Consider the following 15,046-nt stretch of genomic DNA (forward strand, 5'->3'; position numbering starts at 1 on the left):
GCAAAATTTACATACTGGTCGCGGGATGACAATTGTCATTTTTTATCTGCGCATTACGGTTTTTTGTTTAATGACTAACCTTCGATCGCGATCGCTTTTTTATTTCTTTATTTAGCGCGTTTTTTTGGGAGCCAGCGCACGTTTGGGTATTCTCTTAATGGCGGTGTGAAATAACGTAATTGAGCAATAAATCAGGAAATTCCAGTATAGCCATATCGCAGTTTACTTGCCGTATTACCTGATTATGGAGCTTATTATGCCGGCTTATTTTGACCAACTCGATCGTGTTCGTTTCGAAGGCACTCAATCCACCAACCCGCTCGCATTTCGCCATTACAACCCTGACGAAATCGTATTGGGCAAGCGCATGGAAGATCATCTGCGTTTTGCGGCCTGCTACTGGCATACCTTCTGCTGGAACGGGGCGGATATGTTCGGTATGGGCGCTTTCGATCGTCCATGGCAGCAGCCTGGTGAAGCTCTGGCGCTGGCGAAACGCAAAGCGGATGTGGCATTTGAGTTTTTCCACAAGCTGAACGTGCCTTACTACTGCTTCCATGACGTGGATGTTTCGCCGGAAGGCGCGTCTTTGAAAGAGTACAAAAACAACTTTGCGCAGATGGTTGATGTGCTGGCGGCAAAACAGGAACAGAGCGGCGTGAAGCTGCTGTGGGGAACAGCAAACTGCTTCACTAACCCACGCTACGGTGCGGGTGCGGCCACAAACCCAGATCCAGAAGTGTTCAGCTGGGCCGCCACGCAGGTGGTTACGGCCATGGATGCCACGCACAAGTTAGGTGGTGAAAACTACGTTCTGTGGGGCGGCCGTGAAGGTTATGAAACACTGCTGAATACCGATCTGCGTCAGGAACGTGAGCAGATTGGTCGTTTCATGCAATTAGTCGTGGAACACAAACACAAAATCGGTTTCCAGGGCACTTTGCTTATCGAGCCGAAACCGCAGGAACCGACCAAGCACCAGTACGACTACGATGCGGCGACCGTGTACGGATTCCTCAAGCAGTTCGGTCTGGAAAAAGAGATCAAACTGAATATCGAAGCCAACCACGCTACGCTTGCAGGCCATTCGTTCCATCACGAAATCGCCACTGCTATCGCGCTGGGTCTGTTTGGCTCTGTCGATGCCAACCGCGGCGACGCACAGTTGGGCTGGGATACCGACCAGTTCCCGAACAGCGTAGAAGAGAATGCGCTGGTGATGTACGAAATCCTGAAAGCGGGCGGCTTCACTACCGGCGGCCTGAACTTTGATGCCAAAGTACGTCGCCAGAGTACCGATAAATACGATCTGTTCTATGGTCATATTGGCGCGATGGATACCATGGCGCTGTCGCTGAAAATTGCGGCCCGTATGATTGAAGACGGTGGCCTGGATCAGCGTGTGGCTAAACGTTATGCCGGTTGGAATGGTGAGCTGGGCCAGCAAATTCTGAAAGGCCAGATGACGCTGACAGAAATTGCGCAGTACGCTGAACAACACAACCTGGCGCCAGTGCACCAGAGCGGTCATCAGGAATTGCTGGAAAATCTGGTAAATCATTATTTGTTCGACAAATAACGGGTCTCTGAGAACGTCCGTAAGCCCGGTCAGTTAGCGCTACCGGGCCTTTCTTTAAGGAACGATGCCTTATGTATATCGGGATAGATCTTGGCACATCAGGCGTAAAGGCCATTCTGCTCAATGAGCAGGGCGATGTGGTGGCTTCAAAAACGGAGAAACTCACCGTCTCGCGCCCGCACCCGTTATGGTCAGAACAAGACCCTGAGCAGTGGTGGCTGGCAACGGATCGGGCGGTAAAAGCACTGGGTCAGCAGCATTCACTCCGCGAGGTGAAAGCGTTGGGGATTGCCGGGCAGATGCACGGCGCGACGCTACTGGATGAACAACAGAAGGTATTGCGTCCGGCTATCTTATGGAACGACGGTCGCTGTGCTGAAGAGTGCGAGATGCTGGAGAATCAGGTACCGCAGTCTCGTGCCATCACTGGCAACCTGATGATGCCTGGCTTTACCGCGCCAAAACTGCTGTGGGTGCAACGCCACGAGCCGGAGATTTTCAACCAGATTGATAAAGTCCTGCTGCCGAAAGATTACCTGCGTTTGCGCATGACCGGTGATTTTGCCAGCGATATGTCTGATGCGGCAGGGACAATGTGGCTGGATGTCGCGAAGCGTGACTGGAGCGATGTCATGCTGGCTGCCTGTAAACTGACTCGCGCACATATGCCTGCGCTCTATGAAGGCAGCGAGATTACCGGAACCTTATTGCCAGACGTCGCTAAAGCCTGGGGAATGCAGGAGGTTGCGGTTGTTGCCGGAGGTGGTGATAACGCGGCGGGCGCGGTTGGCGTAGGCATGATGAATGCCGGTCAGGCGATGCTTTCGCTGGGGACATCCGGCGTCTATTTTGCGGTGAGTGATGGTTTCCTTAGCAAACCGGAAAGTGCGGTTCACAGTTTTTGCCATGCTTTGCCTGAGCGATGGCATCTGATGTCTGTAATGTTAAGTGCGGCATCGTGTCTGGACTGGGCGGCAAAATTAACCGGACTGGCGAGCGTTCCTGCGTTGATTGACGCTGCGCAACAGGCGGATGAACACGCGGAGCCGGTCTGGTTTTTACCTTATTTGTCCGGCGAGCGTACTCCGCATAACAATCCGCAGGCCAAGGGCGTATTTTTCGGTCTGACGCATCAGCATGGTCCGGCAGAACTGGCGCAGGCGGTGCTGGAAGGTGTGGGGTTTGCGCTGGCTGATGGTATGGACGTGGTACATGCCTGTGGCGTTCAGCCCGCCAGCATTACGCTGATCGGCGGTGGGGCACGCAGTGAATACTGGCGTCAGATGCTATCTGACATCAGCGGATTGCAGCTGGATTACCGTACCGGCGGTGACGTTGGTCCTGCACTCGGCGCGGCGCGCCTGGCGCAAGTTGCCATGAATCCGCAAACGTCGTTATCAGAGTTACTGCCTCAACTTACGCTGGAGCAGGCGCATTATCCTGACGCGGAGCGTCATGCTCGTTATCAACAGCGTCGAGAAACCTTCCGTCGTATCTATCAGCAATTACAACCGCTGATGTCCTGACCACTTTCCCCTCTGGCTAGCAGAGGGGAATTTGCCGCATACATATATCCACAAAAATAATAAATTACACGTATGGATGTATTCTGAAAGTCCTGTGTAGTCGCTTTTTTCTGTGTTGTCTTTAGCGGGTTATTCATATTGTATCCATGATGGATAAGGAGATCCCAATGAAGACAACCAGGCTGTTGCCATGGATATTATTCCTCTCAGGCATACTGACTTACAGTATCGGTTTATGGCGCGCATGCCCGTTATTGAGCGGCAAGGGGTATTTTTTGGGGGCGCTGATGACGGGGATGTTCGTAACGTATGCCTATCAGCGCGCAGTAAATCTCAATCAAAACGATGAACGCTTCGCTTCCGTATGTCAGATGGTGGCGCTCATCACGGCAGGGCTGTTGCTGGTGGGGGTGTGGAATGCCCCGTTGGCGCCCTTCGAAATAGGGTTATACCCGGCAGCATTCTTCGTGTGTTTAATGGGGCAATTTTTACTGCAGCGTTCGCGTAAGAAGGCGCTGCCTGGAGACACCTAACTCACCAGCCTGCGCGTATCAATACGCTGCAACAGAATAGACAACAGTAAACTTCCTGCCAGCGTGGCGCTGAAAATCCACAGCATATCCAGCGGCGGCCAGTTTTTGAGTTCAATTCCGTTGGTACGTAGTGCGTGAATGATCAGCGCATGAAAACCATATATGCCCAATGAATGGCGAGAAATAAGGCCCAGTAGCGGCAGAGTACGTGCGCTGAGCGTATTTTTGACCAGCGTCAGGAGCGAGGTGGCGCAAATAAATACTGCTGGGCCGCAGTAGAGGTACCAGGTGTCGGCAAAATTGCCTCGCCAGCGCAGTTCATGCAACGTGCCCCGAGAAATAATAAACACCGCGGTGATGAACAACGCCGCACAGAGCCAGCTGAGCAAGCGCTTTTGCGTATCCATCATGCCAATCGCCCGGCCCAGCATGCCGTACAGGATGTAATAGAAAGTATCGCCACTGATGTACAGGTTGACTGGGAGCCACTCAAAGCCGCCGATTTTTTGCGAGACGGTGTTGGGATTGGCAATCACCCCAATCACAACCATGAGCGCCAGTAGCATCTTGCCGCTGATATTTTTCACCTGTATCAGCGGAGAAACCAGGTAGATGACGGCGATCGCGAAGAAAAACCACAGGTGATAGAACACCGGCTTTTGCAGTAGGTTCTTCAGCGACAGCTCAGCGTTGATCGAGGTAAACAGCAGAATATAGGCCAGCGCCACGCTGCTGTAAAACAGGATGCAGAGCGCGATGCGCAGGAAATGGCGCGGTTTGGCGCTACGCTCACCAAAGAACAGATAGCCCGAAATCATAAAGAACAGCGGAACGCTGACGCGAGAGGCTGAATTGAGCACGTTAGCCAGATCCCAATTCAACGGGCTGACGCTTTGCGCATTGGTGATGTACCAGGTTGTGGTGTGGATCATCACGACCATTAAACAGGCTATCCCGCGCAGGTTATCAATCCAGAAAATTTTGGGCTGCATCAGTTCCTCTGTGTCCATTAAAAAAAGTCTGACCGATATTTTGCGAACGTAGCTCACTGGAATAATCCGAGTTCTTACGCTAAAGCTTGAGATGGTCTGATGAGATTCTCAAAATAGGATCTGTTTCCAGACACTAATAATAAGACTGACCAGCAAACCAGGCGGTAATAAAATGATGATGAAGTATTTCTTTCCCGCGATCGCTGCCCTTTTGCTGGTAGCGTGCGCTGACACACAATCGTCTGATCCTGCGCAGAAAGCGCAAAAGGTTAAGGTCAGTGCCACACGTTCGTTGGATATGGAGTCATTGTGCAAAAATGAGGCGGCGCAACGCTACAACACTGGCGCGCAGAAAATTGATATCTCTGGACTGGAACAATTCCAGGGCAGCTATGAGATGCGTGGTTCTACCTTCCGTAAAGAGAGTTTTGTCTGTTCTTTTGATGCAGACGGGCAGTTTTTGCACCTTTCCATGCGCTAAGTTCCCCCTTTTTCCCGTTTCGTACTGTATATCTTGCAGCCAGCGGGTATACTGATCGCTTCCTTTAAATCCACACGTATCCAGCACGAAATAATATGCAAAAGTTTGATACCAGGACCTTCCAGGGCTTGATCCTGACCTTACAGGATTACTGGGCTCGCCAGGGCTGCACCATCGTTCAACCATTGGACATGGAAGTCGGCGCGGGAACATCTCACCCAATGACCTGCCTGCGTGCGCTGGGGCCGGAGCCGATGGCGACTGCTTATGTGCAGCCTTCTCGTCGTCCGACCGATGGCCGCTATGGCGAAAACCCGAACCGCTTACAGCACTACTATCAGTTCCAGGTAGTGATTAAGCCGTCTCCGGACAACATTCAGGAGCTGTACCTGGGTTCTCTGAAAGAACTGGGTATGGACCCGACCATTCACGATATCCGTTTCGTGGAAGATAACTGGGAAAACCCGACGCTGGGTGCCTGGGGTCTGGGTTGGGAAGTGTGGCTGAACGGCATGGAAGTGACGCAGTTCACCTACTTCCAGCAGGTTGGTGGCCTGGAATGTAAGCCAGTAACCGGGGAAATTACTTACGGTCTGGAACGTCTGGCCATGTACATTCAGGGCGTAGACAGCGTTTACGACCTGGTCTGGAGCGACGGCCCGCTGGGTAAAACTACTTACGGCGACGTGTTCCATCAGAACGAAGTGGAGCAATCCACCTACAACTTCGAATACGCCGACGTGGACTTCCTGTTCACCTGCTTCGAGCAGTACGAGAAAGAAGCGCAGCAGTTGCTGGCGCTGGAAAATCCGCTGCCGCTGCCTGCGTATGAACGCATTCTGAAAGCCGCCCATAGCTTCAACCTGCTGGATGCGCGTAAAGCCATCTCCGTCACTGAGCGTCAGCGCTATATCCTGCGCATTCGCACCCTGACCAAAGCAGTGGCAGAAGCTTACTACGCTTCCCGTGAAGCCCTTGGCTTCCCGATGTGCAACAAAGACAAATAAGAGGCGGCCATGTCTGAGAAAACTTTTCTGGTGGAAATCGGCACTGAAGAGCTGCCACCAAAAGCACTGCGCAGCCTGGCTGAGTCCTTTGCTGCAAACTTTACCGCGGAGCTGGATAACGCTGGCATCGCGCACGGCAACGTTGAGTGGTTCGCCGCGCCGCGTCGTCTGGCGCTGAAAGTCGCGAATCTGGCGGAATCTCAACCCGATCGCGAAGTTGAAAAACGCGGTCCGGCCATTGCTCAGGCGTTTGACGCTGAAGGCAAACCGAGCAAAGCGGCAGAAGGTTGGGCACGTGGCTGCGGTATCACGGTTGATCAGGCTGAGCGTCTGACTACCGACAAAGGCGAATGGCTGCTGTACCGTGCGCATGTAAAAGGCGAAAGCGCAGAAACGCTGCTGCCAAACATGATCGCCACGTCACTGGCGAAGCTGCCTATCCCGAAATTGATGCGCTGGGGCGCGTCTGATGTCCACTTCGTGCGTCCGGTTCACACCGTGACCCTGCTGTTGGGCGACAAAGTGATTCCGGCAACGATTCTGGGCATTCAGTCCGATCGCGTGATCCGTGGGCACCGCTTTATGGGCGAGCCGGAATTCACCATCGATTCTGCCGATCAGTACCCGGAAATCCTGCGTGAGCGCGGCAAAGTAATTGCGGATTACGCTGAGCGTAAAGCGAAAATCAAAGCCGATGCTGAAGAAGCGGCGCGTAAGATTGGCGGTAACGCTGATCTGAGCGAAAGCCTGCTGGAAGAAGTCACCTCGCTGGTGGAATGGCCGGTAGTGCTGACCGCGAAATTCGAAGAGAAATTCCTCGCAGTTCCGTCTGAAGCGCTGGTACACACCATGAAAGGTGACCAGAAGTACTTCCCGGTTTACGCGAACGACGGCAAACTGCTGCCGAACTTTATCTTCGTTGCCAACATCGAATCGAAAGATCCTATCCAGATTATCTCCGGTAACGAGAAAGTCGTTCGTCCGCGCCTGGCGGATGCCGAGTTCTTCTTCAATACCGACCGTAAAAAACGTCTGGAAGACCATCTGCCGCGTCTGCAAACCGTGCTGTTCCAACAGCAACTGGGTACGCTGCGCGACAAGACTGACCGTATCCAGGCGCTGGCGGGCTGGATTGCTGGTCAGATTGGCGCTGATGTTAACCACGCAACGCGTGCTGGCCTGCTGTCCAAGTGTGACCTGATGACCAACATGGTCTTCGAGTTCACCGACACCCAGGGTGTGATGGGCATGCACTACGCGCGTCACGATGGCGAAGCGGAAGATGTAGCTGTGGCGCTGAACGAGCAGTATCAGCCGCGTTTTGCCGGTGATGACCTGCCGTCGAACCCGGTAGCTTGTGCCGTGGCGATTGCTGACAAGATGGACACCCTGGCGGGTATCTTCGGTATCGGTCAGCATCCGAAAGGCGACAAAGACCCGTTTGCGCTGCGTCGTGCTGCGCTGGGTGTGCTGCGTATTATCGTTGAGAAGAACCTGAATCTGGATCTGCAAACGCTGACCGAAGAAGCGGTTCGTCTGTATGGTGACAAGCTGACCAACGCCAACGTGGTGGATGACGTTATCGACTTTATGCTCGGTCGCTTCCGCGCCTGGTATCAGGACGAAGGTTATACCGTCGACACTATTCAGGCCGTACTGGCACGTCGTCCGACTCGTCCGGCTGATTTTGACGCACGTATGAAGGCGGTTTCGCACTTCCGTACGCTGGAAGCCGCGTCCGCGCTGGCTGCCGCGAACAAGCGTGTATCGAACATCCTGGCGAAGTCTGAAGAGACGCTGAATGACCGCGTGAATGCGGCAACGCTGAAAGAGCCGGAAGAAATTGCGCTGGCGATGCAGGTGGTTGTGCTGCGCGATAAGCTGGAGCCTGTCTTCGCTGCCGGTCGTTACCAGGAAGCGCTGGTTGAGTTGGCGGAACTGCGTGAACCGGTTGATGCGTTCTTCGAGAAAGTGATGGTCAACGTAGAAGATAAAGATCTGCGTATTAACCGTCTGTCTATGCTCGAAAAACTGCGCGAGCTGTTCTTGCGCGTGGCAGATATTTCTCTGCTGCAGTAACGACCCTGCGCTGACTTAGAAAATGCCGGATGGCGGCTTCGCCTTATCCGGCCTACGAGAGAAACACCAGTAGGCCGGATAAGCATTGCGCCATCCGGCATTTTTTTATGTTATTAGCGCAACTGCAATTTTGTCAGACATGTCTGGCTGTCTTCCATCGTCTTAATAGGATACTCCGCCGTTTTACCGTTGTAGCTCACTGCAATGGTGCCTTCCATATTGCGCGGTAGCCATACCCCGACAAAGCCATTACGGCCGCTCTTCATCGCTTTTTGTACCACCACATCACCCTTGTTATCCGTCACTTTGACATTGAATGTCTTCTCCGGCATTTCGCCCTGGCAGCCAGAAAGGCTGTGGTTGAAGCAAGGATGTGTTTGCCATTCATACGGGGCAAACGACAGATAAAACTTGTCACCGAGCGGCAGGGTATAAACCTGATCGCCCGAAGAGAGCTTCAACGCGGTGCTGGTGATGGACGCGGAGTACGGCAGCGGGCGACTCTGCGGTGACTGATCAATCGTCTCTACGATTTGTTCGACGGATTTCCCGCTAAGCCCGTGTTCGGCCAGAAAAGTAGCTTCCGGCGTTGCCGCGAACGCAGTACCTGTAGTGAGCAAACCTAAAATCAGCAGCAGTGAGGATTTCGACATAGCTTCAATTCCTTGTGAAAATTGTGGAATATAGACTGGCTCACTATAAAGCTTACCCTTAGGGAAAGGTCAAAGGGGCGACGGGTAAAGTAATGCAAAGAAGCGTTTAGGTGGGATGTGCTGCGAAGTACAGATAAAAAAAATCCCCGCCGTTTGGCAGGGATTCAGAATTTTGAGCTTTTTAAGCTTACAGGCTGGTTACGTTGCCAGCTGCCGGGCCTTTAGCGCCGCTTTCGATGGTGAAGGAAACTTTCTGACCTTCGTCCAGAGATTTGTAGCCATCGTTCTGGATAGCAGAGAAGTGTACGAACACATCTTTAGAGCCATCGTCAGGAGTGATGAAGCCGAAACCTTTGTCAGCGTTGAACCATTTTACGATACCAGTCATTTTACCGGACATAGTGTATTACCTTTTAAAAAATAAGTGTGCCTTTCGGCGATATGGCGTGCTTTACAGATTTTTTAACAGTAAAGGAAATGCTCACTACGAAGGGTATCAACGATAACTCTTGAAGGGACTTGCCTTACTAACTGCTGTAATGGTCTGTACGTCAAACCGTTGAGGGCATTAACTCATTTTACGCATGTGGATGCAACTACTATTTTCTTTTTTGTGGATAACCTTCGTAAGAGAACGGCCCTGAAACAGGACCGTTCTTAAGCAAAATTGAAAAATAGTTCAATCCATCAGTTGCTTACTTAACCTAGGGTCTGCCTGAATCAGGCGCATTAACTTCAATTCGGTAGTGGAAGGCTTTACGCGTTTAGACTCCCATTCATGAACCATCGCGACCGTCACGCCCATCACTCGGGCAAAATCATCTGTTTTTAAACCTGTCCCTCGTCGTAGCTGTTCAAATTCGGTGAAAGGGTTGGTTTTTTGCGGCAGAGTGACCGTCTGCGATACATCTTTAAAAACAATCTGCTCCAGACTGCTTAGCAGTTCAAACATAGGATCTTTGTATTCCATTGAGAACTCCTACAAATCACACAGCGGGATCGTGAATTTCTTCGAAGCTCATTAAGAGTAGTCGGAAAAAATGAAGCCGGATTTAAGGGTTGTGTGATGGATTCGTTTCAGCGGATCGCAGGTGACAATCTTTTGCTGGCTAACGAACTGATAAAGGTCGGGATCTCCGAACGATCGATTCCGATTGTAAAGATGACTAAAATATGACGCCGAGTGGTAAATGCAGCATTGTTTAGCAAAACGAACGGTGGCGGGAACGGTTATTTTCCCCCACAAGATTACGCGGAAAGGGTATCTTGCGGGGCTGACCTGGACTATCCTTGTCAACGTCAGGCACGCGGGTGTCGTTGTGCGCATTTTTGGGTGAAAGGAGTATTAAAATGGCGACAGGTAAGTCCTGCTCTCGCTGGTTTGCGCCTGTTTTGGCGCTCTTAATGGTAGTTGGCCTGAGTGGGTGTTTTGATAAAGAAGGCGATCAACGCAAAGCGTTTATCGATTTTCTGCAGAATACTGCAATGCGTAGCGGAGAGCGTTTACCAACGCTGACCGCCGATCAGAAAAAACAGTTTGGCCCGTTTGTGTCCGATTACGCGATTCTGTATGGCTATTCGCAGCAGGTTAATCAGGCGATGGACTCCGGTCTGCGTCCGGTGGTTGATAGCGTAAATGCGATTCGTGTTCCTCAGGATTATGTGACTCAGCGTGAACCGCTGCGTCAGGCAAATGGTGCGCTAGGTGTATTAGGGCAACAGTTGCAGAATGCGAAACTACAGGCAGATGCTGCGCATGGCGCGCTGAAGCAGGGCGAAGATCTGAAGCCGGTCTTTGATCAGGTCTACAACAAAGTTGTTACTGCACCAGCAGAGGCCTTACAGCCGCTGATCCCTGCCGCGCAGATTTTCACGCAGCAGTTGGTGCAGGTTGGTGATTTTGTGGCGCAGCAGGATACGCAGGTGAGCTTTGTCGCCAACGGTATCCAGTTCCCAACGTCACAGCAGGCAAGTCAGTACAATACGCTGATTGGCCCGTTGGCTGCTCAGCATCAGGCATTTAATCAGGCCTGGACTGCTGCGGTGAATGCCGCTCAGTAATTAAGATACGGTAATACATGAAAGGCCGGGTGAGCGTAAGCGCTACCCGGCCTTTTGTTTATGATGCGACCTGCGGGTTTACGCAGTTCTTCTCAACGTGTCCTTGCAGCGCATCGATTAAGTTATCCACCGCACAGGCCGCCATGTTGTAGCGCGTTTCGTGCGTGGCTGAACCAATGTGCGGTACGGCCACCACGTTGGGCAGTGACAGCAGCGGTGAGTCTACCGATAATGGCTCTTGCTCAAATACATCCAGGCCAGCGGCATGAATTTCGCCTTTTTGCAGGGCAGCAATCAACGCTTTTTCATCGACCACCGGGCCACGTCCGGCGTTAATGAAAATGGCGGAAGACTTCATTTTGGCAAACTGCTCGGTGCTGAACAGATGATGCGTTTCGTCGGTTAACGGCAGGATCAGGCAGACAAAATCAGACTCCTGCAACAGCGTATCGAGGTCGCAGTAACGTGCATTGAAGCGCTCTTCTGCTTCATGATGATGACGGCGCGCATTATAGAGAATCGGCATGTTAAAGCCGAAATGCGCACGTTGTGCCAGCGCCAGCCCAATGCGGCCCATACCGACAATCCCCAGCGTTTTGTGGTGTACATCGGTACCAAACCAGTCCGGTCCGATACTTTTGGTCCATTCGCCGACCTTTACCCGTTCGGCAACTTCCACTACGCGGCGAGCGGTGCTTAACACCAGCGCCATTACCGTATCGGCGACGGTTTCCGTCAGCACGGTTGGCGTGTGCATCAACAGCACCTTACGCGCGTTGAGGGCATCGACGTCGAAGTTGTCATAGCCTACGGAAATCGTAGATGTCGCACGCAGCCTGGGCATTTTCTCCAGCAGAGCGGTATTGACGGCTTCACTGGAGCCCAGCAGACCTTCTGCATTGGCAAAAGCGTCGGCGTGCTGTGCGACCGTTTCCGGGCGCAGGTTAGGCACCTGAGTCACAGTAAAATGTTCTTCCAGGCGATGCAGTAAATCGTCAGGTAACGCTTTATAGAGAATAATGGACGGCTTCATGCGAATCTCCGTAAGTTAAAATTTAAGCGTGGCGTGCGCCAACCGGAATTTGAGAATTATTAGCAGGCTTAACAATTAAAGTTAGCCACACTGAGACAAAAAGCGCTACCCCCATAAAAATGTACGAGGCAGACGGGCTGCCGGTAGCGCCATTGAGGTAGCCGACAAACCATGAACCAAAGAATGAACCTAGCGCGCCCATGCTGTTAATCAACGCCATTGCCCCACCGGCGACGTTGCGCGGCAGCATTTCCGGGATGATGGCGAAGAAGGGACCATAGGGGGCATACATTGCCGCGCCTGCAATAACCAGCAGCGTGTAAGAAATCCAGAAGTGGTCTGCGCCTACGGCCCAGGAGCCGATAAACGCGAACGCCGCGATCAGTAACAGTGGCCAGACAAACAGCTTACGGTTTTGCAGCTTATCGGACGCCCAGGAGACGAGGATCATCGCCGCCGTTGCCGCCAGATACGGTACGGATGACAGCCAACCAACTTCCACCATCCCCAGGTTTGCGCCGCCGTTGCGGATAATCGACGGCAGCCACAGGACAAAACCATAGACGCCAATACTCCAGGCGAAATACTGCATACACAGCAGGATGACGTTACGTGAGCGGAAAGCCTCGCTATAGTTGCGTACGGCTTTGATGCCTTGCTGCTCTTTTTCCAGTTGTGCCTGAAGCGCGGCTTTTTCAGATTCTGACAGCCAACCGACCTGAGACGGTTTGTCTTTTACCAGCACCCACCAGCAGAACGCCCAGATGATGGCCGGGAAGCCCTCAATGATGAACATTTCCCGCCAGCCCAGCGCCTGAATCAGGTAACCGGAAACCACGGACATCCACAGGACGGTGACCGGATTACCGAGGATCAGGAAAGTGTTTGCGCGCGAGCGTTCAGATTTCGTAAACCAGTTGCTGATATAAATCAGCATTGCCGGCATCACGGCGGCTTCAACGACGCCAAGAATAAAGCGGATGGCGGCAAGCATTGGAATATTGCTGACCATGCCGGTTAACGACGCGCATGCGCCCCAGAGGATTAGACAGACAAAAATCAGTTTTCGTACGCTGCGGCGTTCAGCGTAAATTGCGCCCGGGATCTGAAAGAAGAAATAGCCGAGGAAAAACAGTGCGCCCAGCAGGGAAGAGATCCCCTTGGTAATGCCGAGGTCCTCGTTGATACCGGCGGCGGAGGCGAAGCTGAAGTTCGCGCGGTCAAGGTACGCCAGGCTATACGTGATAAACACGATTGGCATGATGTACCACCAGCGTTTTGCTGCATTAGTTGAGCTATTCATAGACTGCCCTCTGGTTATGCTGATACGCCGCCTCTGTATGTAGGGTACAGAGTTGGCCGGGAGTTTATTCCCCTAATTGTTCACGTGTGGGTAATCCTTCGCTGTCGCCCTGAACCTGAATGGCCAGTGCGCCAATTTTATTGCCGCGGGTCACCGCCTGATGCAACGAGCGGCCTTCCAGCAGGGCGCTAATAACGCCTACGGCAAAGCCATCTCCTGCGCCGACCGTATCGACCACATTGTCGACTTTTACCGGTGCCACGCAGCCTTGTTCGCCGCTGGCGGTTTTGTACCAGGCGCCATCAGCCCCGGTTTTCACGATCACGGCCTTCACGCCATGGCGCAGATAAAAGTCGGCGATGGCTTCAGGCGTTTGCTGACCGGTTAAAATCATGCCCTCTTTTAACCCTGGTAAAACCCAGTCTGCCTGGAATGCCAGGCGGTTCAGTTTTTCCACCATTTCGGCTTCGCTTTTCCACAATACCGGGCGCAAATTCGGGTCGAACGAGATGGTCTTCCCCTGGGCCTTCATGGTGCGGGCGGTATGCGCCAGTAGTTCATAAGAGCTGGCAGAAAGTGCTGCTGCTACGCCGCTCAGGTGCAGGTGGCGCGCGCTGGCGAAATAGGCCTCGTGATAATCTTCAATGCTGAGGTGGCTGGCAGCGGAACCTTTACGGAAATATTCCACAATGGGATCGGTTCCATTTTCGACTTTAGATTTAAGCTGAAAGCCAGTAGCGTAACGCCCGTCCTGGGTGACTCCCTGCGCATCAATCCCTTCTTTTTCCAGCGACTTAACGATAAAACGGCCAAAGCTGTCGTTGCCAACGCGGCTCACCCAACCGACCTTCAGGCCCAGACGGGCAAGACCGGTCGCTACGTTAAGCTCCGCACCTGCAACGCGCTTGATAAACTGCTCCACATCCGCCAGTTCGCCGGTTTGCGTGGCGACAAACATCGCCATCGCTTCACCAATAGTGACCACATCCAGTGAATTTTTCATGCGTTACTCCTCGCGTAACAGCTCGACGTAGCGGCGGGTAACCGCCGCCAAATCCTGCCCTTCCAGGGGGAACTCAATGCCGCGCGGGACATCGTTGGGCAGCGTTTTTAGCAGCGCCAGCCAGCGCGGATCGGCTTCATCAGGTGGTACGGCGCGGTAGCTGTCGCGATGTGCAACAGCGGCTTTGACATGGATATAGCCAACGGTTGACGCCAGGTTCTGCGCCGCCTGTTCCGGGGAGTCGCCCACCCACAGCCAGTTGCCCATATCGAAGGTCAGAGATATCGGCAGGTTTTGCGCCTGACAGGCTTCGTTAAAGCGCTGCATTGGCTGCAGGCGTCCGCAGTCGGTCTGATCGTTCTCGACAACCAGCTCCATTCCGCTGTTGTCCAGCCATTGGCGTAGAACGTCGAACTGTTTTGTATGGGAAAAATGGCCGAGGGAGACTTTTAACCACAGTGCCTGCAAGGCCTGCGCTTCCTCAAGTAGTTCTGGAAGACGGGGGTTGAGGTTACCGTCCTCAAGGAACAACGGTTCAGGCGCTGAGTAACAGGCCAGCAGGCCGAAGATTTCGATCGCAGAAGCCATCGTTGACAGCGTCTTCAGCTCGGCGTCGGTTAATAGCTCGCGGCGGATTTCGACGCCGTCAGCACCGGCTTCAGCGATGATGGGCAGCATTGCCGTTTGCCCGCCTGCGGCCCGTACCTGGTCGTGGCCGTAAGCGGCGGTGACCACCATAATTTTTCTTTTCATGGAAACTCCAGACTAGCGTTCTTGTTATAACGCTAGATGGAAC

The 15,046-nt window shown here is 53.0% G+C and carries 15 protein-coding genes; 7 read left to right on the plus strand and 8 right to left on the minus strand.

Annotated elements, in window-relative coordinates:
* Positions 1-256 precede the first annotated feature (256 nt).
* From xylA to yiaB, 3 genes are all read left to right on the plus strand, one after another.
* Complete coding sequence (xylA, locus tag OGX83_RS20885; RefSeq protein ID WP_048236992.1) at positions 257-1,579, plus strand: xylose isomerase; 1,323 nt, start codon at positions 257-259, stop codon at positions 1,577-1,579.
* A gap of 71 nt (positions 1,580-1,650) precedes the next feature.
* Positions 1,651-3,105 carry a xylulokinase gene (gene xylB, locus OGX83_RS20890; RefSeq protein WP_286589051.1) on the plus strand — a complete coding sequence of 485 codons (1,455 nt, stop codon included), beginning with the start codon at positions 1,651-1,653 and terminating at the stop codon, positions 3,103-3,105.
* A gap of 167 nt (positions 3,106-3,272) precedes the next feature.
* The gene (gene yiaB / locus OGX83_RS20895) at positions 3,273-3,638 is read left to right on the plus strand and encodes an inner membrane protein YiaB (RefSeq protein ID WP_286589053.1); all 366 of its coding nucleotides are present in this window, start codon (positions 3,273-3,275) and stop codon (positions 3,636-3,638) included.
* Here the strand turns inward: yiaB and OGX83_RS20900 are convergent.
* Positions 3,635-4,630, minus strand: coding sequence for an acyltransferase (locus OGX83_RS20900; RefSeq protein WP_008786435.1), 996 nt, complete (start codon positions 4,628-4,630; stop codon positions 3,635-3,637). The genes yiaB and OGX83_RS20900 overlap by 4 nt on opposite strands.
* 172 nt (positions 4,631-4,802) lie before the next feature.
* Here OGX83_RS20900 and OGX83_RS20905 point away from each other — a divergent pair, with 172 nt between their 5' ends.
* The 3 genes from OGX83_RS20905 (at position 4,803) to glyS (ending at position 8,197) form a co-directional block, all read left to right on the plus strand.
* A complete protein-coding gene (locus OGX83_RS20905) occupies positions 4,803-5,111 on the plus strand; it encodes a YsaB family lipoprotein (protein WP_191226671.1) in 309 nt (102 codons plus the stop codon).
* A gap of 95 nt (positions 5,112-5,206) precedes the next feature.
* Complete coding sequence (gene glyQ, locus OGX83_RS20910; RefSeq protein WP_001168551.1) at positions 5,207-6,118, plus strand: glycine--tRNA ligase subunit alpha; 912 nt, start codon at positions 5,207-5,209, stop codon at positions 6,116-6,118.
* Between the two features lie 9 nt (positions 6,119-6,127).
* The gene (gene glyS / locus OGX83_RS20915) at positions 6,128-8,197 is read left to right on the plus strand and encodes a glycine--tRNA ligase subunit beta (RefSeq protein WP_008786433.1); all 2,070 of its coding nucleotides are present in this window, start codon (positions 6,128-6,130) and stop codon (positions 8,195-8,197) included.
* Positions 8,198-8,310: 113 nt separating this feature from the next.
* On the opposite strand, the gene cueP is transcribed toward glyS, so the two are convergent.
* The 3 genes from cueP to OGX83_RS20930 all read right to left on the minus strand — a co-directional run bounded on the left by cueP (position 8,311) and on the right by OGX83_RS20930 (position 9,820).
* Complete coding sequence (gene cueP / locus OGX83_RS20920) at positions 8,311-8,850, minus strand: copper-binding periplasmic metallochaperone CueP (RefSeq protein WP_032945331.1); 540 nt, start codon at positions 8,848-8,850, stop codon at positions 8,311-8,313.
* Positions 8,851-9,037: 187 nt separating this feature from the next.
* On the minus strand, positions 9,038-9,250 hold the full coding sequence (gene cspE / locus OGX83_RS20925; RefSeq protein WP_000014594.1) for a transcription antiterminator/RNA stability regulator CspE: 213 nt from the start codon (positions 9,248-9,250) through the stop codon (positions 9,038-9,040).
* Between the two features lie 279 nt (positions 9,251-9,529).
* On the minus strand, positions 9,530-9,820 hold the full coding sequence (locus OGX83_RS20930; RefSeq protein WP_003827383.1) for an HTH-type transcriptional regulator: 291 nt from the start codon (positions 9,818-9,820) through the stop codon (positions 9,530-9,532).
* 380 nt (positions 9,821-10,200) lie between these two features.
* On the opposite strand from OGX83_RS20930, the gene OGX83_RS20935 reads away from it, so the two are divergent.
* Complete coding sequence (locus OGX83_RS20935; protein ID WP_003827386.1) at positions 10,201-10,911, plus strand: DUF3053 domain-containing protein; 711 nt, start codon at positions 10,201-10,203, stop codon at positions 10,909-10,911.
* Between the two features lie 58 nt (positions 10,912-10,969).
* On the opposite strand, the gene ghrB is transcribed toward OGX83_RS20935, so the two are convergent.
* The 4 genes from ghrB to OGX83_RS20955 all read right to left on the minus strand — a co-directional run bounded on the left by ghrB (position 10,970) and on the right by OGX83_RS20955 (position 15,003).
* Positions 10,970-11,944 carry a glyoxylate/hydroxypyruvate reductase GhrB gene (ghrB, locus tag OGX83_RS20940; RefSeq protein WP_174770943.1) on the minus strand — a complete coding sequence of 325 codons (975 nt, stop codon included), beginning with the start codon at positions 11,942-11,944 and terminating at the stop codon, positions 10,970-10,972.
* A gap of 22 nt (positions 11,945-11,966) precedes the next feature.
* Complete coding sequence (locus tag OGX83_RS20945) at positions 11,967-13,247, minus strand: MFS transporter (RefSeq protein WP_048215328.1); 1,281 nt, start codon at positions 13,245-13,247, stop codon at positions 11,967-11,969.
* A 64-nt stretch (positions 13,248-13,311) separates the two neighbouring features.
* The gene (locus tag OGX83_RS20950) at positions 13,312-14,250 is read right to left on the minus strand and encodes a sugar kinase (protein ID WP_071446719.1); all 939 of its coding nucleotides are present in this window, start codon (positions 14,248-14,250) and stop codon (positions 13,312-13,314) included.
* A 3-nt stretch (positions 14,251-14,253) separates the two neighbouring features.
* Positions 14,254-15,003 carry a sugar phosphate isomerase/epimerase family protein gene (locus OGX83_RS20955; RefSeq protein ID WP_174770944.1) on the minus strand — a complete coding sequence of 250 codons (750 nt, stop codon included), beginning with the start codon at positions 15,001-15,003 and terminating at the stop codon, positions 14,254-14,256.
* Between the last annotated feature and the right edge of the window lie 43 nt (positions 15,004-15,046).

It is taken from the genome of Citrobacter sp. Cpo074 (assembly GCF_030332745.1).
GTDB lineage: Bacteria > Pseudomonadota > Gammaproteobacteria > Enterobacterales > Enterobacteriaceae > Citrobacter > Citrobacter portucalensis.